Source organism: Janthinobacterium sp. TPC_1, assembly GCF_056037845.1.
In genome coordinates this window covers 4,299,864-4,318,171 of the sequence record NZ_CP195157.1, presented here as the reverse complement: position 1 = coordinate 4,318,171, position 18,308 = coordinate 4,299,864, and the positions used below count along the sequence as shown (strand labels likewise).

Sequence of the window (18,308 nt, the reverse complement as noted above, 5' to 3'; positions counted from 1 at the left end):
GTCAAAATCCCAGCTGATTGCGCCGGAAGGAACTCCAGCCATCTTCAACCGATTTGACGTGCGCATCGATGCCGTCGCTGATCGCCTTGCCCGCCTTGCTGGCACTGCTCTGTACCTTGCGTGCGGCCTCCGTGGCCATGTCCTGGGCCTGGCTGGCGCCACGCTGCACCTTGCCTGCGGCTTCGGTGGCCATGTCCTTGGCCTGCTTGACGCCGCTTTGCACCTTGCGTCCGGCCTCGGCCGCCAGCTCCTGGGTCGCGTCCACCACCTCGCCGGCCTTTTTCTGCACGGCCGTGGCGGCATCGGTGATTTCTTTCTTGACGACGTTGACCGAGGTAATGACCATCTGCTGGCCGCGCTTCACGGCAGCGATGACGACCTGCTTGCCGCTCTGATACACCTCCACCGTATAGGTGACGCCCGCCTTCACGGTCTCGACGACAAATTTTTCACCTACCTTGTACGTATGCGTGGCCACCCGCTTGCCGCCTTCCCAGGTTTCCATCACCACGCCCTCGGCCCGGTGGTACACCTTGATCACGCCCTTCTTGATGGCAGTGACGGTATCGTCCAGCCAGTCCAAGCCTTGCGCCAGCACATTGCGCGACGACTCGGCCATGCCGCGCGGACGGAAATAGCTGAATGGTTCGATGCCACCCATGAAGCCGGCCTTGGAATCATGCACCGCGGATTTGATGAAATTGAGTACGGGATCGGACGCCGTCGCTTGCCAGGCATCGAGCCGCCACTTTTCCGGGCGTACGACCATGCTGTACGTTTTGCCGATTACCTGCAGTGGCTCTGAGGCAACTCTTAGCGGCAATTGCGCTAAGGAAAATTCTTTCATCTTGTTGACGCTCAGTAACAATTCTGCTTCCCACGCGATGCCGGGATGACCTTTTTTGCTGCCAGCCGCGCTCTCGGCTTCAATCAAGTCCGGTGTCTTGATTTTTCGCTTGGTCATCGTTCCCCAGGTAGAGTACAGGGCTTTCATGTGAGCCGTGACCGCTTGTTCCACGGTGGCGGAGCACCAATTGCTGCCATGTATTGCTTGTACGAGGCTTCGACTTCAGGCTTAAACTCAAAACGGTCTCCAAAGATGCCTTTCCCGAACTTAGGGAGGTCGTCATAGTCAACCAACCGTACACCGCTCTTTACAGCCTCGCGCATCATGTCACGCATGGGAATACGTGCATAGTTATTCAAGATCTCCTGATTCTTGGGCTCGTATCCACCTCCCACATCGGAATGCGCGCCTGGGTAAACTGTTTCAGTCCAGCCACGCTTGAGTACACCGTTCTTCCGAATCAAATCAACGGGAAATGAAAAGCGCAACTCATGGGCTGCCACGTAGTGCACGCAACGCTCCACAGTATGCGGTACGACGAGATTCTTTTCGTTAAATGGCGTATCGACGTTCAACGCTGGCAAGCCAAACGAGGCAACCGTATCGAACAATCCCATAAAATTGAAGCGTATGGGTACTCCCTTGTAACGCAGCAGGCCATCTTTTCCAGTAGTGCATGCCTTCAGCATGTCGTTGCTGAAGGCCCTGGCCAATGCTGCGCCGCGTGAAAAACCAAAGATAGAAAGATTAATGATGGTAATCAGGCCGTGCGCCTCGATAGCGGCAGCGAGACCATTGATATTGGCCGGCTTCCCCTTTTCTCTATAGGCCTTCAAGGGGATGTTCAGCTTGGCAGCGTTTTGCATGAGGGCGGCACGCAACCCATCGTCAACGTTATTTTTTCCAGATTCGACACGACGTGTACCACCGCCACCCAATGCTCCGCCGGTGTAGGCATCTTCCGCTTTCGTCAACTTCTCGTCCATCCAATCTGTCGCAGAGCCATTAAACTGCGTCCCAACCCCGGAGACATAAATAGGGTAATTCGGAATCTCAGGGAAAACAAGAAACTGGGCCGATTGCCACAGTCTTGCAGGATTGGCCCAACGCCGGAGATCCCTATCCGCGTCCCTGTTGTTACCCGTACCATCAAAGTAAATGCTGATATTCACGATATCCGAGCAATTCTGTTTCGCACTGGGTTTTGCGCCAGCTACGTCACGGTTGCATGCGCGGGCCGCAAGACATTTGTCGTTTTCGGCCATTTTATTTCTTCCTGTTAGAAAAAATTTTTTTGCCTCTGGCGGTTCGCTCTGGTATGCCTTCCGCAAAGGTGAACTCAACCGTATCATCGGGATAAACATGTATGCCGAGATAACGCGTTCCCGGCGGTATCTGCTCCGGTGAAATGACAAGTTGATTCTTTGGGGTCATACGCTCGCCATTGCGCGGTGTTCCCTCCGGCCCGTCCAATGTCCATTTCAATATCTGATTCCCGAACGGAATGTAAACGTCAGTAATCGTTCCCGTGCCACCATACCTATTCATCACACCCAAGCCTGTTCCATTAAAAGAAATGTCGGTAATGACCTGATCAACGTAGGAGAACACTTCTACATGGAGTGTTGTTTCTTTTTGCATTGTTTTCTTTCCTTGCCCACAAGCCGCAAGCGGCATCATCAAACCCAAACCTATCAAGCCGATGGCACTCCGCCGACTTGATAGCAATAGTCGTGACCTATGAATAACCAAATCTCGTTCGTCGCCTGTCATGATGTTTCGCCCTTATGCTGTGTGTGTGACCAAGTGTGCCGCTAGCTATCATTTCAATGCAGTCTCGTGCCGGTTTTCACCGCAGCGATATCACGGCTGCAGGCGTGGACACCTACCGCCCTGTTTCATGTATCAGCTTGCCTAGGTAAGAGAACATCTCCACGTCAACCAATTTCTTTCCGCAAGACATGACCGCAGTCCACCAGCGAGATTGCCAGCCCAGTGCAATCACCCTGGTGGCGTGACGCCTGCTTCGCGGCGAAGGTGCCAATTTTTGAGTTGCCGCGTTCCTGCACCCTTGCACCCTTGCACCCATACTATTTCTTTCTGTCAGCAAGAATTTTTTGGCCTCTGGCTGTTAGCTCTGGTATGCCCTCAGCAAAGGTGAACTCGACCGTATCGTCGGGGTAAAGATGTATGCCAAGATAGCGCGTTCCTGGCGGTATCTGTTCCGGAGAAATCACCAGCGGCCCCTTAGCGGTCACCACCTCGCCAATGCGCGGAGTACCCCTTGGCCCATCCAACTCCCATTGCAATGCCTGAACGCCGAACGGGATCTGGACACCAGCAATAGTTCCCGTAGCACCATACCGATTCATCACACCCAGGGGCGTACCGTTAAAAAAAATGTTGGTAATGACATGATCAATATAAGAGATAACCTCCACATTCAGCCATATCTCTTTCCTTACCGCTTGCCCGCACGCCGCCAGCGGCAGTATCAAACCGCACGCGATCAATCCGAGCGCCAGCCGACGGCCTGGCGTCCTTGCTTCTTGTTTCCAGATACTCATGGAAACTGGTCCATGGCGGCTTCAAAGCTGATTTCGCCGGCCTTGACCTGCGCCAGCAGTGACGCAATGGCCGGGTTGGTCTGGAGCTTGTCGCCGTAGATCAGGGCGGCGAGAGATGTAGTTCAGAATGTCGCGCATGCCGAACAGCTTCAGTTTGCGCGCGGCTAACAGGTGTTTTTGCACGAGGCGGTAGTGCTGCGCGCGTGGAATATCCATCAGCAGCTGCGGCTGGTTCTCCTGCAGCATCGACAAAAGCTGGTCCGGCATGCCCGCTTCGACCAGCATGTCGACCTGCACCTGGGCCAGCTTGAGCGGCAAGGTCACCTGATGGGGCGGCAGACCGTTGTCGTTTTCGCCTGGCAGTATCTGCTGCGGATGGCCTTCGCGGTCCCAGTACCACCATGCCTGTATGCCCTGCAGCAGGCGCTCGCGCTGGGAAACGGTCAGCGCCGGCACGCCTACGTGCAAAGTCAGATCGCTTTTCTGTCCCATCAGGGTACCCAGGATGGCCGGGTCCCAGAAGGCAAAAATCATGTCGGTGCCGTCCGGCAGCAGTATCTCGGTAAACGCCGCCAGGCTTTCCCACAGCGTGTCGAAATCATCAGTACTTGCCAGCAGCGTAAGGCTGGCGGGATGGCTGGCGGCGCCTTGCGCGATTTCCGGCCACGCTTCGGTATCGGCGGCCAGTGGCGACAACGCCACCAGATGGGGCGCATACGCTTCCGTGTCGGATCCGAGCGCCGCTGGCAGCAGGCACTTGCTGCGCATGCTGATCTGCTCTTTTTCAAAGCGCGCCAGCAGCGTGCCGTCCTGCGCCTGGTCGACAATGGCATAACAGCTCAGTTCACGATTGTCGAGCGCACTTGCCAGGTTTGCTTCAAACGAAGCCTTATCCAGAGGTAAAAATTTCATCGTTGAGGTCCTTTGTTGACGAAGGCGGAGCGCTGTTTTGCGCGCTTTTGCAGGCATTCCTTGCAGACTCCCTGCGGCCGCACTGCGCCACGCGCCGCGGCCGCCTTTTTCGTGGTTTTATTTTTTTGTCCGAAAGCCGCAAGCGGCATCATCACACCCAGTCCTATCAAGCCCAGCACACTGCGCCGGCCTGACAGCAGTGGCTGCAATGACTTGCCGGACATATCTCGTTTGTCGTGCCTCATGATGTTCTATCCTTTATGTATTCCAGCGATGAAAATGTCATCGTTGCGATCCTTTGTTGACGAAGGCCGTACGCTGTTTTGCGCGCTTTTTCAGGCATTCCATGCAGACTTCCATGGGCAGCACCGGCAGCGCATACGGCATGGTCTTCGGGCCGGGCATCGAGAAGTCGGCGTTATGGCTGATGCGCTGGCCGCTCGTCATGTCGGTGATGCCCGCGCCGTTGATCCTGATGGCCGAGCCATCGGCGCCGAGAATGATCTCCTTCTTGGCGAAAATTTCGATGCGGTCGGTGGCTGACAGCAGGCGCAATACTTTTTGGGCGATGATGTCGATGTCGCCGCCGTGGGCCTGGATCTCGACCTTTCCTTTCGCGGCGAACAGCTTGATGCCCGCGTTATAGGCAAACAGGCTGATCTTCTCCTTGACGCTGGCGATCAGGCTTTTACCGACAGCCAATTGGTATCCTCGCCCGACGACATGGTGACCTGCTCGCCGCTGTGCAGATGCGTGCTCTTCGGCGTGGCGAGGCCGATGCCGGCCGGCGACGCCGCCAGCAGCACCGGTTCGGCGAAGCGGTTGGCGCCCTGCTGGCCGGCGCCGTCGTATTGCGCCTGGGTCGCGTCGATGAATTGCTGGAACGCCTGCTGCCCCGGCAGTGCCTCGGCACTGGACTTTTCCGCCACGTCCGACAGGTTTTGCGCCAGCTCGTGCGCCTGCGTCAGCTGATCGTATGCCTCGCGCACGTCGAGCTGCGAGCCGCGCCCGCCGGGCCGGCCATAGGTGCTGATGTACAGTCCCTTTTGCGTGGTGATGGCGCCATACGCATCCGAATTGAGGGCGAAGCCGGAACCGAAAAAGCCGTCGCGCTGATTGCCCTGCTGCCCTACCAGGTAGCCCAGGTTGAGCTGCGCATGGGTATTGCTGCTGTACAGTTGCACCCGGTTCTGCTCGGTGTGTCGTCCATTACCAGCTGGTTGAAGCCGGCGCCCTTGTATTCCTTCGATTTGTAGCCCGACACGCGTCCATCGGTATGCCATTGCGGCGCTTGTTCGCCGTTGTAGATGCGGCCCGTGATGATGGGCCGGTCCACGTCGCCGTCCAGGAAGGTGATAATCACTTCCTGGCCCACGCGCGGCACATGCACGGCGCCGTATCCCTCGCCGGCATTCGGATAGCTGACGCGCACCCAGCACGAGGCCTTTTCGTCGCCGGGATTGAGGCGATCCCAGTGGAAGCGCACCTTCACGCGGTTCAGCGCATCGGTATGGATTTCCTCGCCGGCCGGACCGACCACGGTGGCCGTCTGCGGATGCATGACCGGCTTGGCGTGCACGCAGGCGCTGCGGTATTCCACGCTGCGGCGCTGCACTTCGAAGCGGTTGAAGCAGTGGCCGGTGCGCTCATCGCCGGCGCCGGGCTGGGCCAGGCCGGCACGGTTCAGGCCCGCCTCTTCCTTGAACTGCAGCAGCCGGCCTTTCAGGCTGCCCGAAAAATCCTGTTGCATGCCTGACAGCGGCAAGTTGTTTTCGATCGCCCATTCCACGCCCAGCACGATGAACTGGCGCTCCTCGGCCGCCTCTTCGGCGTGGGCCGGATGGTCGAGCAAGGTAAACCAGCAGCCCACCGGCAGCCGGCGCACGCCCGAGGTGCCAAAAAACCGCTTGATGCGCGATTCCCACTCCTGCACCCGGATGCGCGATTGTTCCGCGCCGTGCTCGGTGTCGGCGCTGCTGTAGGCGCCCGTATATTCATAGACCTCGAGCTGCGATGGAATACTGCCGTGCCCTGGCAAGATCTGCACGGCATTCTGCTGACCGCTGCGAGGCGCCTTGTAGTCGTAGGTGCGGGTCGCCAGCTGGCTGTTCGACAGCGTGCGGGCGCCGCCCCACTGGACGATCTTGTCCAGTTCCTCGGTGGCATCGGCACGGTGAAAGGCGATCTGCCCGGGCTGCAGCGGCTTGAGCGATTGCACCGAATCGGTGATGATCCACTGATGGCCGCTGCCATCGGCCGCCTGTTCGACATAGCCGTACCAGCCTTCGCTTTCCAGCATGCGCATGACAAATTGCCAGTCCGTCTCGTACTGCGTGCAGTAGGAGCGCTGGCGCACCGCCTGGTTCAGGTCGAACCTGAACTTGCCCTGGCATTGCGGATGGCCGCCCAGCACGTCGGCGATGATGTCGTCGGCACCCTTGTTCTGCCAGATGCGCGCATCCTTGCGGAACTTGAGAAAATGCAGGCAGCTGGCAAAAGCGATCTGGTAGGCCGACAGCTGCCCGTCGCTGCCCAGCTTCCTGGCCGTGTGTACGTAACCGTGGACGGGCTGGTAGCTGGCGTCCGGCTGCAGTACCCACAAGGTCACTTCCTGGGCGATCAGCTGCTTGAGTTCCAGCGCGCCGTCGAGCGACAGCAGATCGACGATATAGTCGTATCCCTGGCTCACGCGGTCGACCGCATGGACGCGCTGCGCCAGCAGGACGTCGGCGCCAAGCGGCGTGTCGAGCTTGAGCAGCCTGGCGTGCTGGCCCACTCCCGCGAACATGTTTTCCAGTTCCTGTTGCAACTCAGCCATGAAATACGGCTCCTTCTACTTGATGGTGTACTTGAACTGCCCCTGCTTGCTGGCGCTGACCTTGATTTTCGTGATCGCGGCGCCTTCGGCCATTTTGGCCAGCACCGACTCGGCGATCTCGGGCAGCACGGTGCCGTTGAGGATATTGTCGACATTGCGCGCACCCGAATCGACTTCGGTGCAGCGCGCCAGCACGGCCTCGACCAGCGCTTCGTCGTGGCTGAATTCGGCCTTGTGATTGACCGCGATGCGCCGGGCGATCTTGCCCAGTTTCAGGCCGATGATATTGACCAGCACATCGTCCGAGATCGGATAGAACGGGATCACTTTCAAGCGCCCCAGGAAGGCCGGCTTGAAGTTCTTGACCAGTTGCGGGCGGAGCTTTTCCTCCAGCTGTTCCGGCGTCGGCAGGTCTGGCGCCGCCACGTTCAGGCAGGCCTGCATCAGGATGCTCGAACCGACGTTCGAGGTCAGGATGATGATGGTATTTTTAAAGTCGATCTCGCGCCCTTCGGCATCCTCCATCACGCCCTTGTCGAAGACCTGGAAGAACAGTTCGAGCACGTCCGGGTGGGCTTTTTCCACTTCGTCGAGCAGCACCACGCTGTACGGGTTGCGCCGCACGGCTTCGGTCAGCACCCCGCCTTCGCCATAGCCGACGTAGCCGGGCGGCGAGCCTTTCAGGCCCGACACGCTGTGCGCTTCCTGGTATTCGCTCATGTTGATGGTAATGAGCTTGCGTTCGCCGCCATACAGCACGTCGGCCAGCGCCAGCGCCGTTTCCGTCTTGCCCACGCCGGACGGGCCGACGAACAGGAACACGCCCTTCGGCTTGTTCGGGTCATCGAGGTTGGCGCGCGAGGTGCGCACGCGCTGCGCCACCGCCTCGATCGCATGCGACTGGCCCAGCACGCGCTCTTCCAGCATGTCCTTCAGCTTCAACACCGTGCGGATTTCATCCTTGACCATTTTGCCCAGCGGGATGCCGGTCCAGCCGGCGACGATTTCCGCCACCACGTGGCCGTCGACCTGCACTGGCACCATCGGCGTTTCGCCCTGCAGCGCGCGCAAGTCCTTGAGCAAGGCCTGCAGGTCGCCCGCCTGGCTGGCATCCGGTTTCGTGCCGGACTGGCCGGCGCCGGCGCTTTCCAGCTCCTGGCGCGCCGCCTTGATTTTCCCCGTCAGCGCCTTTTCGCTTTCCCAGCGCGCGGCCAGGGCCGCATGCTCGCCGGCGGCGCCGCTGCGCTGCGCGCGCAAGTCTGTCAGGCGCGCCGGGTGCTTCCCGCCGCTCTTTTCCTCGCGCTCGAGCGTCGCGACTTCGGCGTCGATGCGGTCCAGCCTTTTGACTAGGTTTTCCAGCAAGGCCGGCGTCGCGTTCTGGCCCAGCGCCACCTTGGCGCAGGCGGTATCGAGCACGCTGATGGCCTTGTCGGGCAGCTGGCGGCCCGAGATGTACCGGTGCGACAGGCGTACCGCTTCGGTGATGGCTTCGTCGTAGACGCGCACATTGAAATGCTTTTCCATCAGCGGCGCCATGCCGCGCAACATGGCGCAGGCCAGTTCTTCGCTGGGTTCTTCGATCTTGACGACCTGGAAGCGGCGCGCCAGCGCGGCGTCCTTTTCAAAATATTTCTTGTATTCGCCCCAGGTGGTGGCGGCAATCGTGCGCAGCTCGCCGCGCGCCAAGGCCGGCTTGAGCAGGTTGGCCGCGTCGTTCTGGCCGGCCGTGCCTCCGGCGCCGATCATGGTATGCGCTTCGTCGATGAACAGGATGATGGCGTGCGGGCTTTTCTTGACTTCGTCGATGACGTTCTTCAGGCGGTTCTCGAACTCGCCCTTGACGCTGGCGCCGGCCTGCAGCAGGCCCATGTCCAGCGTATGGATCTCGACGCCCTTCAGCACGTCGGGCACGTCGTTCAGCGCGATGCGCAGCGCCAGCCCTTCCACCACGGCAGTCTTGCCCACGCCCGCCTCGCCCGTCAGGATGGGATTGTTCTGGCGGCGGCGCATCAGGATATCGATCGCCTGGCGGATCTCGGCGTCGCGCCCGATCACCGGATCGACCTTGCCGTCGCGCGCGCGCGCCGTCAGGTTGGTGGTGAACTGGTCCAGCGCCGGGGTTTTCGATGCGGCCGCGCGTCCTTCGAGTTCGCCGACGGGGTCTCCTCCTCCCTCGCCGCCCTCCCCCGCCTCGCCATCGGCCGCCGGGGCGCCGGCCGCCTCCTGCGAGCCTTGCGTGATCTTGTCGAGATTGTGTTTCAGGTCGTCGAGCTTGAATTTGTTGAACAGTTTCGAACCGCGGTACGCCAGCTGGGCCAGTTCAGGGTCGGTCAGCAGCGCCTGCAGCAGATGGGCGCTGCGGATGCTGGCCTGGCGGCCGGCCTGCACGTCGAGCGAGGCGATCAGCCAGGCGTTTTCAAACAGCTTCGGCAGCCTGGACGAAAACACGGGGGTGCGCGCATTGCCGGTCTGCAGGCGCGCCACTTCGGCCTGCAGGTCCGCTTCGAGCATGCTGACGCTGATGCCGCTGTGGCGGGCGATCAGCGCGAAGTCGCTGGCCGGCTGCTCCAGCAGGGCCAGGAACAAATGTTCCAGGTCGACCTCGTATTGCCCGAGGCCGACGCAGATGCCGGCGGCGCGGGTGGCGGCGGTGCGGCTGGTGTCATTGAGCTTGCTGATCAGCGTCTTGAGGTTGATGCTCATGGGGCGAAGGTCCTTGTATGGAAACGGATAAAAAAAGAAAATGGTTCATGCCAGCGCATGCAGTTCGTAGCGCACGTCGCCGCGGTCCTGCGCGGCACCGGCGGTGATCAGGAAACTGTCCCAGCCCAGCCGCCCGCCGCTGCGTGGCTGCTCCAGCGTGACGCCATGCACGTCGTCGGCGCGCGCAGCACAGCTGCACTTCGTATTCGAGGCACAGGCCGGTAAACATGGTGAGCATTTTTTCCAGCGCGCGCGCCGCCGCCCCGCCCGGCAGGAAGGCGTCGAAATGGGCACGCGCCAGGGGGCCGACAACCAGCCGCATGCGCAGATCGCGCTGCCAGACGCGCGCGCCGACCAGCGCGGTCGAACCGAGCATGGCGTTTATGCCGCCCAGGCTGCTTTGCTGGTCGCGCGGCACGTCGTACCAGCAGCCAACGAACTGGATCACCTTGATCGGCTGGCCGAAATACGCGGACAATACCTGACCCATCGCCACCGCCGATGGCGGCCGGTGCCGCATGGCGGCGACAAAAAATCCCACCGACTCGTCGAGCACGCCGTCGCCATCGTCGTACAGGCGCCGGCGCAGCGACTCATGGCCCAGGCCCGCCAGCGACAGCAGCAGCGGCAGGAACTTGTCCTTGCCATCGAGCTGATACTTGAGCTCCAGGCGGTACTTGCGCCACGCTTCGTAGAACAGCGCCAGCGCGCGGTTGGAAAAGGTGTCGAGAAAGGCGCGCGGCCCCGCGTCTTTCTCGTACAGCTGGTGCGCGGCGATGCGTTCCGTGTAATGGGCCGGCAGCGCCCCGGCCACGCCAAGAAAACCCATGAAGGCCGGCGTGAGGCGGATGTATTTCAGCTCGGCGCGCCGCACGGCCTCGCCCAGTGCGCGCATGTCACCCGCCAGGGCGCCCAGCTCGCGCGGTTCGGCCTGCACCGCTTCAAGCTGGCTGGGCGCGAAACTGAGCGACACCGAATTTTGAAAGCGCAGGAAGTTGGCCACCGCGCCCTCGCGCGCCATGCCGTTGCGCACCAGCCAGAGTTCGAGCATGCGCACCGCCTGGAAGTACTGGAAGCGGTAAGGCTCGGCGAACAGGCGCTCGATTACACTAGGCTCAAATCGCCGCTGCGTGGTTTGCATCGCAACAACTCCTCTCCCGATTTTTTCGACAGCACCACCAGTTGCGTGAAACTGTTGGCATGCACGTACAGGCCGAGAAAACACTCGACGATATGGGCAAACGCATGGATGCCGCTGCCGACAAACGCTTCTTCGTCCAGCGTCAGGCGCACCTCGATTCCACGCACCAGGCAGGCGAAGGGATTGCCAGGCAGCCAGGCATTGGCCGCCTTGTGGTCGATCGCCGCGATACCGCTGATCTGCCGCTGCGAGGTCGCCGAACGGGGCAAGTCATACAGGGTCAACATCTCCTGGAACGCTTCCAGGCCGCTGCCCGACAGCGACAGATGGTTCAGCGACAGGTGCGAGATCAGCCGCCAGTGCGCGCCGCGGCCCCGCTCGAAGCGGTGCGACTCGGTCGGCTTGCGCAGGAAGTGGATGCTGCGCACGCTCGATCCGCCTTCCAGGAACAGGTCGCCGCCGCGCAGGCCATAGGTGAGTTGCGCCGGCAGGTCGCGGTTGGTGCAGCTCAGCTCCAGGCTCAGGGTATCCGTTTCAATCGCGGCCGGATCGAAATCGATGTCGACGATGGAAATCTCGGTCTCGTAGCCGGGACTTTTTTCACTGATGGTGTCATCGCGCCGCATCACCCAGTAATGGCCATCCCTGGCCGGTGTCTGGCCGTGGCGCAGCGAATAGAAAGGACGAAATTCGGTGACCGACTCCCCTTGCGGCGTCTGGCGCACCAGCTTGACCGACTCGATTGCGTGCACCTCGAAGGCGTAGGCGCGGCGCGCATCGGCCAGCACCGGATAGCTGGCGGCCGTGTGCGTCAACCGGATCGGTTCGCCGCGCAGGCGGAACAGGTTGACCACCGGCGTGCAGCCCAGCAGCAGGTTGTTGGTCGACATGGTGCCCAGCATGCGCGCCGTATTCGAATCGGTGCGCAGGCCGGCCAGGGCCAGGTGCAGCGTGATGCGCCGGCAGCCGGACGGCAGCGGCGCGCACAGCGCGGCCAGGTCGATGTCGAAGAAATTGAATTTTTCCGGAAAACAGAAGTATTCGGTCAGCAGCCGGTAGGCCGGATGGGATCGGGCCGAAAACGGGATCAGCGCATCGTCCTCGGCATAACCGGCGATGCTGACAGGCACCTGCGCCAGCGCGCTCCAGCGGCCGCTGTCATCAGCTTCCACATAGGCCTTGACCGTGCGCATGAACAGCGCGTCGCGCAGCGCCGCGCAAAACGAGGGTTCGCCATCGATGAACACGCGCAGCTTCGCCACGCCCAGCTGCGCCAGCGAGATCTGCTCGGCGGTCGCTTCGATGACGATGCTGACGCTGGAAGTGGCGTTGGGCGGCAGTTGCATTTGCTCGGGCGCGTCGATGATGGCGAAAAATGCCGCATGCGTCAGCGCCAGCGGCGCCACGGTGACGGGATAGGCGGTGCGGAAAGTGCACGCGACGCCCTTGACGGGACGCGTCGCCAGTTCGGTGCCGCGCGCGATCTCGGTGGCGGCAGTCAGCTGCGCCGCCGCGCCGCTGTAGTCGAGGCGCGCGATCGAGCACGAAGGAAACGGCCGCAGGTAGTGCGGATACAGCACCTCGAACAACGCCTCGGTAAATTCGGGGTAATCGTCATCGAGGCGTTTCGAGATGCGCGAATTGAGCAGCGCGAAGGACTGGATCATGCGCTCGATATGCGGGTCTTCGCAGACTTCGCCGCCGATCAGCAGGCGCCCGGCGATCTTCGGGTAGCGCTCGGAAAACTCGCGCGAATAGCGGCGCAGGAAACCCAGCTCGCGTTCGTAATACGGTAACAATTCTTCCAAGTTCAGGCTCCTTGCGCAGCACGGCGCGCCTTGCTGATCGTGTAATGCAGGCTCGATGGCTGCAGGATGGCGTCGAAGTTGACGGGTTCCTGCGCCGAGTGCACCACCAGTAACGCGGTGATGGCGAAATTGAGGCGGTTAATCGAGCCTTCCTGGATTTCCAGCGAAGCGCGCACGCTGCGCAGGCGCGGCTCATGCCGCGCGATGGCTTTTTCCAGGCACTGGCAGATATATGCGCGGTCGTCGGAACTCGACAAGCTCAGGCCGGCGAAGTCATTGAGGCCGTAGGTGACGATCGAGCGGCCGCATTCGGGAAATTTTTTCAGCAGCGCTTCCGGTATCACGGTGCGCGTGTTGAGCAGCGCCTCCAGGTCGCGCGCCACGGTGTCTTTCAAGTCTTCCAGCGACAGGCGCGAGACGGTGCTGCTGGAAGCGCCCTGGACAGGTGTGTCCATCAGGCGGTCGAACAATCCCGGCGTAAAACCCTTCATCGGTATCCTGTGCTTGGCAGTAGTATGAAAAAAAGGGCGGCCTGCGGCGGCCCTTTGATGCAGGAAACTCAGTCGCGCAGGCACAAGCCGGAGTCAGCGCCGGCAGCTGGCCGGAACGGCTTCATCCGGCAAGGGCCGTTGTCGATCAAATCGTCTTGTTGGCCGACAGATCCCAACCGCCGGAGGTATTGCCGCCGGAGCCACCGCCCACTTTTTGCTGCGTGTATTTCCACTTGACCTTGGAATACTTGATCGACAGGTTTTCGCCGAGGATGTCGCCAGGTGCGACGGACGGCGCCACACTGCTGATCAGCACGTTTTCCAACTCGATCTCGAAGTACTTGATGCGCTCGCCCTGGCCGTCAGCGCGCAGGAATTCGAACTTGGCTTTCGGGATCGTTTTACCGGACGAGCAATTTTGCAGCAGCAGCGGCGTGGCGAGGTCGGCCAGCTTGGCCACCACGATATCCTTGTGCTCGGTACGCTCGGCGGTATGGCCGCCGCCCGTCGAGGCAGTAGCGGACTTCGGTTGCAGCACTTCCCATTGGACCGACTTGCATTCGATCCAATCTTTATGGGAGGTGTCGGTGGATTCGCCTTTGATACCATCAATTTGCAAGTAAACGTCGATTGCCATGTCATTCCTTTCGGTTGTTTATAAAAAAAATCAGGATTTGGTCGATTGCGGCAGCTCCGCGACCAAACGGAGTGAAACGGACAGCTCATCGAGCTGGAAATGGGGACGCAAGAAGGAAATGGCGCGATAGACGCCCGGACGACCAGGCACCTCCGACACCTGCACCGATGCTTCACGCAGAGGAAACTGGGCCTTCTGTTCCTGGCTGGCGTTATCGTCGAGCAACACGTATTGCATCAGCCAGCGGTTGAGGAAATCTTCGACGTTGGACGCGGCGGCAAAGCTGCCGATCTTGTCGCGCATCATGGCCTTCATGTAATGGGCGATGCGCGAGACGGCAAAGATGTATTGCAGCTGCGACGACAGCACCGCATTCGCATTGGCGGAATCGGTGTTGTATTTCTTGGCCTTCTGCGCCGACTGGGCGCCGAAGAACGCCGCGTAATCCGTGTTCTTGCAATGCACCAGCGAGATGAAACCCAGGTCGCTCAGCTCCTTTTCGCGCCGGTCGGTAATGGCGATCTCGGTCGGGCATTTCAGCGCCACTTCGCCTTCGTCGGTCTTGAAGGTATGGGTCGGCAAGTCCTCGACCAGGCCGCCGCCCTCCACGCCGCGGATCGCCGCGCACCAGCCGTAGTCGTCGAAGGCCGCCGTCAGCTTGGCGCCGAAGGCGTAGGCTGCATTGCACCACAGATATTTCTGGTGGTTGGTGCCATCGACATCCTCGACGAAATTGAAGCCGTCGACGGTGGCGCCATCGGCCGGATTGAACGGCAGCCGACCAAGGTAGCGCGGCAGCGTGAGGCCGACGTAGCGCGCATCTTCCGATTCGCGGAACGACTTCCACTTCGCGTACTCGACCGTATCGAACACCTTCGCCAGGTCGCGTGGTTTGCCGAGGTCGGCATAACTTTCAAGACCGAACAGCTCGGGCGATGCGGCCGAAATGAAGGGCGCGTGGGCAGCAGCGGCCACATGCGACATCTGTTCGAGGAAATACATGTCTTCGGGCTGGCGCGTGAATTCGAAGTCGCCCAGCAGCGCGCCGAACGGAGCACCGCCGAAGGTGCCGAACTCTTCTTCATACACTTTCTTGAACATGGTCGACTGGTCGAACTCCAGCGCGCCCTGGAAATCGCGCACCAGCTCGCGCTTGGTGGCGTTGAGCAGCTTGATCTTCAGATTGGTGCCGGTGGGCGTGTTGTCAACCAGGTGATGCAGGCCCGTCCAGCTGCTTTCCAGCTTCTGGAATTCGGGCGCATGCAGGATAACGCTGAGCTGGCGCGAAATGAGTCGGTCCAGCTCGGCAACGCGCGCATCGATGGTGGCGGCCAGGTTATCCGACACCACGACGGTGCCGTCCATCACCTGGCTGACCAGTTCTGAAATCAGATCCTTGGCGCGTGCATGCTCGACGCTGGATTTGGCAACCTTGCTTTGCTCGACGATCTGGTCGAGCAAGCCGATATCGGTGGTCGCGGCGGCGCCGGACGCGGGGGTCAGTTGAGCGGACATGGGATCAGCCTTTCTTGGCGGTGGATTGCTGTTCCAGCTGGGCCAGCTTTTCAGTGCTGTTGAGCACGTCGTTGAGGATATCTTCCAGTTTGTCGTTGCCGGCCAGCTTGTTGCGCAGGTCCGCCAGCTTGGTGCGCGCTTCGAGCAGCCGTCGCAGCGGTGCCACCTGTTCGACCACCGCCTCGGGACGGAAGTCGTTGAGCGACTTGAAGCGCAGGTCGACCCGCAACTGGCCGCCTTCATCGCTCAGCTCGTTGGAAACGCCGAACGCGGCGCGCGGCTCGACCCCCTTGAGCACCTCGTCGAAATTGTCGCGGTCGATACCGATGAACTTGCGGTCCTTCAGCCGTTTTTGCTCGACTTCGGAATTGCCGCCGAAGTCGCCCACGACGCCCATCACAAAGGGCAGTTCCTTGTTTTCAATCGCATCGCCGATTTCCACGTCATACGTCATCTGCACGCGTGGCGGACGGACCTTTTGCAGGCGTTTTTGAACACTTTCTTTTTTTGACATGACATCATCCCTTTACGAATAATCGACGGCATCGGCGATGCCCCTGATAATTTCTTTACTGCCTCAGTTTACTTCAACCCATCGAAAGGATTGGCGCTGCTTTCGGCAGCCTTGGCCTGCCCTTTGCGCGACGGACGCGGCGGTTTGTCGCGCGCCTGCGCCGCGGCCGGCGCCGGCACCAGCACGGTTTCGCCCAGGCTTTCACGCAACAGCTTGGCCAGATCCTGCGATTCGGTGCGCAGCGGGCCGGACAGATTGTTCTGACGGCTCAGGTCAGCCAATGCACGCGTCGACAAGCGCAGTCCGCTGATCGCAATGACGCTGTTGGCCAACTTGTCGGCAGGGTCGCGCACCAGCACTTCCTGGGCATTGATGATGGCGTCGCCGTACTGGCCCGCCTCATAACGGGTCTGGGCCATGCGAACCCATGGATTCTTATCGGCTGGAAATTCGACAGCAGCTTGTTTCCACAAACCCATAGCCGCTTCGTTGTTGCCCGAACTGGCAGCCTGGGTCGCCTTTGCCATCAGCTCGTCGAGCGAGGGCGGCGGCGGCGGCGTCTTGACCGCGGGTGCGGTGCTGCAGGCACTGAGCGTCAATGCGCAAGCAACCGCGGCAAAAAAATGGAATGTGGATTGGCGAGACATGGTCTGATTTCCCTCAAAAAAGATGACGCGTTCATTAAAAAAATGTTGCAATTTATAGTTGCTAAATTCTTATTTTTGCGAGACTAACACGGATTTAATATTGACTCCGTTCAATAGAAAATACGCGAAAACTCACATTCCGATCGGCCACTAAGGCAGCAGCCATGCGGAAAACGTACCGTACGCACCTTTCTTTCAGATAATGTTAATGTTGTTGCAGTTGCGAAAAAAGCACATAATTTTATTGCAAAGATTAGATGATTGGACGCACCGGCAACATGGCGACCGCGCTGCACGACAGCCCGCGAGCGTCAGCGTTCTCCGCGCTTTGACTTCCTCGGAAAAAGGCAATCGATGAGCATTACAAGTAAATTGTTATGGGGTGAAGGCCTGTTTCTGCGCCCCCAGCATTTCCAGCAGCAGACCAGTACCATGAACATCGCCTGCACGAAAGCATCAAGGCGCTGCATCCCTATGCCTGGGGGGTCAACCACGTGCAGATCGACCGCGATGCGCTGAGCAATAACACCCTGCGGCTGCTGGAACTGTCGCTGGTGTTCCAGGACGGCGAAATCTACAACGCTCCCGGCGCCGACGAGTTGCCCGAAGCCGTGGACCTGGGCAAGCTGCTGCAATCGCAGCAAACCGTCACGTTTTATGCCGCCCTGCCCGCCTTCAAGCATTTCGGCGGCAATTTTGCCGCGTCCGACCAGCCCAACAGCGCGGCGCGCTACGGCCAGGCCAACCTGGAAACGCCCGACCTGTACACCCATGCCGCGCAGGCCGAACTGGCCTACCTGCAAAAATCGCTGCGCCTGGTGGCCGAATCGGAACCACGCGATTCGTATGTGAATTTTCCCTTGCTGCGCCTGCGGCGCCTGTCGACCGGCGGCTTCGAGCCCGACCCGTCATTCGTGCCGCCGAGCCTGTCGATCCGCGGCGCGCCGCTGCTGTTCCTGCAACTGCGCCGCCTGATCGATGCGCTGCAGGCGAAGGTCAACGCCCTGTACGGCCACCATCGCGAACCGAGCAAGAATGTGATCGAATTTCGTTCCGGCGACATGTCCTCGTTCTGGCTGCTGCACACGGCCAGTTCGGCGTTTGCCTCGCTCAGCCACTATTTCCACCATCCGGCGCTGCACCCGGAGCGTTTGTACGAAGCGCTGCTGGCGCTGGCCGGTGCGCTGATGACATTCTCGAAAACCCATGCGCTGGCCGACCTGCCGGCCTATCAGCACGCCGATCCGGGACCATCGTTCGCGCGCCTGCACGCGATCATCCGCGAACTGCTCGACACGGTGATCTCTTCAAAATATTTCGCCATTGCATTGAGCGAAGTCAAGCCGTCTTACCATCACGGCAAGCTCGACTCGGGCAAGATCGACGACAAAACGGCGTTTTACCTGGGCGTCTCGGCCGACATGCCGGGCGTGGAACTGGTGGACGTGGTCCCGCTGCGCTTCAAGATCGGCGCGCCGGACGACGTGGAAAAATTCGTGCTGTCGGCCCTGCCCGGCGTGCGCCTGCAGCACACGCCGCAGGTGCCGGCCGCCGTGCCGGTACGGCCCGATACCTACTACTTCACCGTCGAAGCGAAGGGCCAGATGTACGAGCGCATGCTGCAGGCCCAGTCGATCTCGATCTACGTTCCGTCCGGCATGCGGGATCTGAAACTTGAACTTGTCGCCATCACTTCCTGAAGATAAAC

At 60.6% G+C, this 18,308-nt stretch carries 14 protein-coding genes and 3 pseudogenes; 1 reads left to right on the top strand and 16 read right to left on the bottom strand.

Going from position 1 to position 18,308, the window contains the following annotated elements; all coding sequences use genetic code 11:
* Position 1: 1 nt before the first annotated feature.
* The 16 genes and pseudogenes from ACQVLG_RS21115 to ACQVLG_RS21040 form a co-directional block, all read right to left on the bottom strand.
* Positions 2-1,018 carry a hypothetical protein gene (locus tag ACQVLG_RS21115; RefSeq protein WP_474290868.1) on the bottom strand — a complete coding sequence of 339 codons (1,017 nt, stop codon included), beginning with the start codon at positions 1,016-1,018 and terminating at the stop codon, positions 2-4.
* Positions 991-2,112, bottom strand: coding sequence for a T6SS phospholipase effector Tle1-like catalytic domain-containing protein (locus tag ACQVLG_RS21110; protein WP_474290867.1), 1,122 nt, complete (start codon positions 2,110-2,112; stop codon positions 991-993). Before ACQVLG_RS21110 ends, ACQVLG_RS21115 begins: the two co-directional genes overlap by 28 nt.
* A 1-nt stretch (position 2,113) precedes the next feature.
* Positions 2,114-2,620 (bottom strand): hypothetical protein, encoded by a 507-nt coding sequence (locus ACQVLG_RS21105; protein WP_474290866.1) that lies wholly within the window; start codon positions 2,618-2,620, stop codon positions 2,114-2,116.
* 317 nt (positions 2,621-2,937) lie between these two features.
* Positions 2,938-3,414, bottom strand: a complete 477-nt coding sequence (locus tag ACQVLG_RS21100) for a hypothetical protein (RefSeq protein WP_474290865.1) — start codon at positions 3,412-3,414, stop codon at positions 2,938-2,940.
* A gap of 21 nt (positions 3,415-3,435) precedes the next feature.
* Positions 3,436-4,383: a DUF4123 domain-containing protein gene (locus tag ACQVLG_RS21095; RefSeq protein WP_474290864.1), complete on the bottom strand. Its 948-nt coding sequence runs from the start codon at positions 4,381-4,383 to the stop codon at positions 3,436-3,438.
* Entirely contained in the window at positions 4,323-4,571 is a 249-nt protein-coding gene (locus ACQVLG_RS21090; RefSeq protein WP_230542371.1) for a hypothetical protein, read from the bottom strand. The genes ACQVLG_RS21095 and ACQVLG_RS21090 overlap by 61 nt, the downstream gene beginning before the upstream one ends.
* A gap of 37 nt (positions 4,572-4,608) precedes the next feature.
* Positions 4,609-5,510: pseudogene (locus tag ACQVLG_RS21085) on the bottom strand (DUF2345 domain-containing protein).
* Positions 5,456-7,144 (bottom strand): type VI secretion system Vgr family protein, encoded by a 1,689-nt coding sequence (locus ACQVLG_RS21080; protein WP_474290863.1) that lies wholly within the window; start codon positions 7,142-7,144, stop codon positions 5,456-5,458. Before ACQVLG_RS21080 ends, ACQVLG_RS21085 begins: the two are co-directional and overlap by 55 nt.
* 15 nt (positions 7,145-7,159) lie before the next feature.
* On the bottom strand, positions 7,160-9,847 hold the full coding sequence (tssH, locus tag ACQVLG_RS21075) for a type VI secretion system ATPase TssH (RefSeq protein WP_474290862.1): 2,688 nt from the start codon (positions 9,845-9,847) through the stop codon (positions 7,160-7,162).
* 45 nt (positions 9,848-9,892) lie between these two features.
* Positions 9,893-10,988, bottom strand: a pseudogene (tssG, locus tag ACQVLG_RS21070) (type VI secretion system baseplate subunit TssG).
* A complete protein-coding gene (tssF, locus tag ACQVLG_RS21065; protein ID WP_474290861.1) occupies positions 10,952-12,796 on the bottom strand; it encodes a type VI secretion system baseplate subunit TssF in 1,845 nt (614 codons plus the stop codon). Before tssF ends, tssG begins: the two are co-directional and overlap by 37 nt.
* Before the next feature lie 2 nt (positions 12,797-12,798).
* Positions 12,799-13,287, bottom strand: coding sequence for a type VI secretion system baseplate subunit TssE (gene tssE / locus ACQVLG_RS21060; protein ID WP_034777804.1), 489 nt, complete (start codon positions 13,285-13,287; stop codon positions 12,799-12,801).
* Positions 13,288-13,432: 145 nt separating this feature from the next.
* A complete protein-coding gene (locus tag ACQVLG_RS21055) occupies positions 13,433-13,924 on the bottom strand; it encodes an Hcp family type VI secretion system effector (RefSeq protein ID WP_230506832.1) in 492 nt (163 codons plus the stop codon).
* A gap of 30 nt (positions 13,925-13,954) precedes the next feature.
* A complete protein-coding gene (tssC, locus tag ACQVLG_RS21050) occupies positions 13,955-15,439 on the bottom strand; it encodes a type VI secretion system contractile sheath large subunit (RefSeq protein WP_230542365.1) in 1,485 nt (494 codons plus the stop codon).
* Between the two features lie 4 nt (positions 15,440-15,443).
* Positions 15,444-15,953 carry a type VI secretion system contractile sheath small subunit gene (gene tssB / locus ACQVLG_RS21045; protein WP_230506834.1) on the bottom strand — a complete coding sequence of 170 codons (510 nt, stop codon included), beginning with the start codon at positions 15,951-15,953 and terminating at the stop codon, positions 15,444-15,446.
* A 68-nt stretch (positions 15,954-16,021) separates the two neighbouring features.
* The gene (locus ACQVLG_RS21040; RefSeq protein WP_474290860.1) at positions 16,022-16,600 is read right to left on the bottom strand and encodes a tetratricopeptide repeat protein; all 579 of its coding nucleotides are present in this window, start codon (positions 16,598-16,600) and stop codon (positions 16,022-16,024) included.
* Positions 16,601-16,954: 354 nt separating this feature from the next.
* On the opposite strand from ACQVLG_RS21040, the pseudogene tssK reads away from it, so the two are divergent.
* Positions 16,955-18,300 (top strand): annotated as a pseudogene (gene tssK / locus ACQVLG_RS21035) (type VI secretion system baseplate subunit TssK).
* Positions 18,301-18,308: the final 8 nt, after the last annotated feature.

What these genes read in the sequence shown, in the direction of transcription:
- ACQVLG_RS21110 (WP_474290867.1), bottom strand. Translation starts at nt 2,112, where the DNA reads ATGGCCGAAAACGACAAATGTCTTGCGGCCCGCGCATGCAACCGTGAC.
- ACQVLG_RS21105 (WP_474290866.1), bottom strand. Translation starts at nt 2,620, where the DNA reads ATGACAGGCGACGAACGAGATTTGGTTATTCATAGGTCACGACTATTG.
- ACQVLG_RS21100 (WP_474290865.1), bottom strand. Translation starts at nt 3,414, where the DNA reads ATGAGTATCTGGAAACAAGAAGCAAGGACGCCAGGCCGTCGGCTGGCG.
- ACQVLG_RS21095 (WP_474290864.1), bottom strand. Translation starts at nt 4,383, where the DNA reads ATGCCTGCAAAAGCGCGCAAAACAGCGCTCCGCCTTCGTCAACAAAGG.
- ACQVLG_RS21090 (WP_230542371.1), bottom strand. Translation starts at nt 4,571, where the DNA reads ATGAGGCACGACAAACGAGATATGTCCGGCAAGTCATTGCAGCCACTG.
- ACQVLG_RS21080 (WP_474290863.1), bottom strand. Translation starts at nt 7,144, where the DNA reads ATGGCTGAGTTGCAACAGGAACTGGAAAACATGTTCGCGGGAGTGGGC.
- tssH (WP_474290862.1), bottom strand. Translation starts at nt 9,847, where the DNA reads ATGAGCATCAACCTCAAGACGCTGATCAGCAAGCTCAATGACACCAGC.
- tssE (WP_034777804.1), bottom strand. Translation starts at nt 13,287, where the DNA reads ATGAAGGGTTTTACGCCGGGATTGTTCGACCGCCTGATGGACACACCT.
- ACQVLG_RS21055 (WP_230506832.1), bottom strand. Translation starts at nt 13,924, where the DNA reads ATGGCAATCGACGTTTACTTGCAAATTGATGGTATCAAAGGCGAATCC.
- tssC (WP_230542365.1), bottom strand. Translation starts at nt 15,439, where the DNA reads ATGTCCGCTCAACTGACCCCCGCGTCCGGCGCCGCCGCGACCACCGAT.
- tssB (WP_230506834.1), bottom strand. Translation starts at nt 15,953, where the DNA reads ATGTCAAAAAAAGAAAGTGTTCAAAAACGCCTGCAAAAGGTCCGTCCG.
- ACQVLG_RS21040 (WP_474290860.1), bottom strand. Translation starts at nt 16,600, where the DNA reads ATGTCTCGCCAATCCACATTCCATTTTTTTGCCGCGGTTGCTTGCGCA.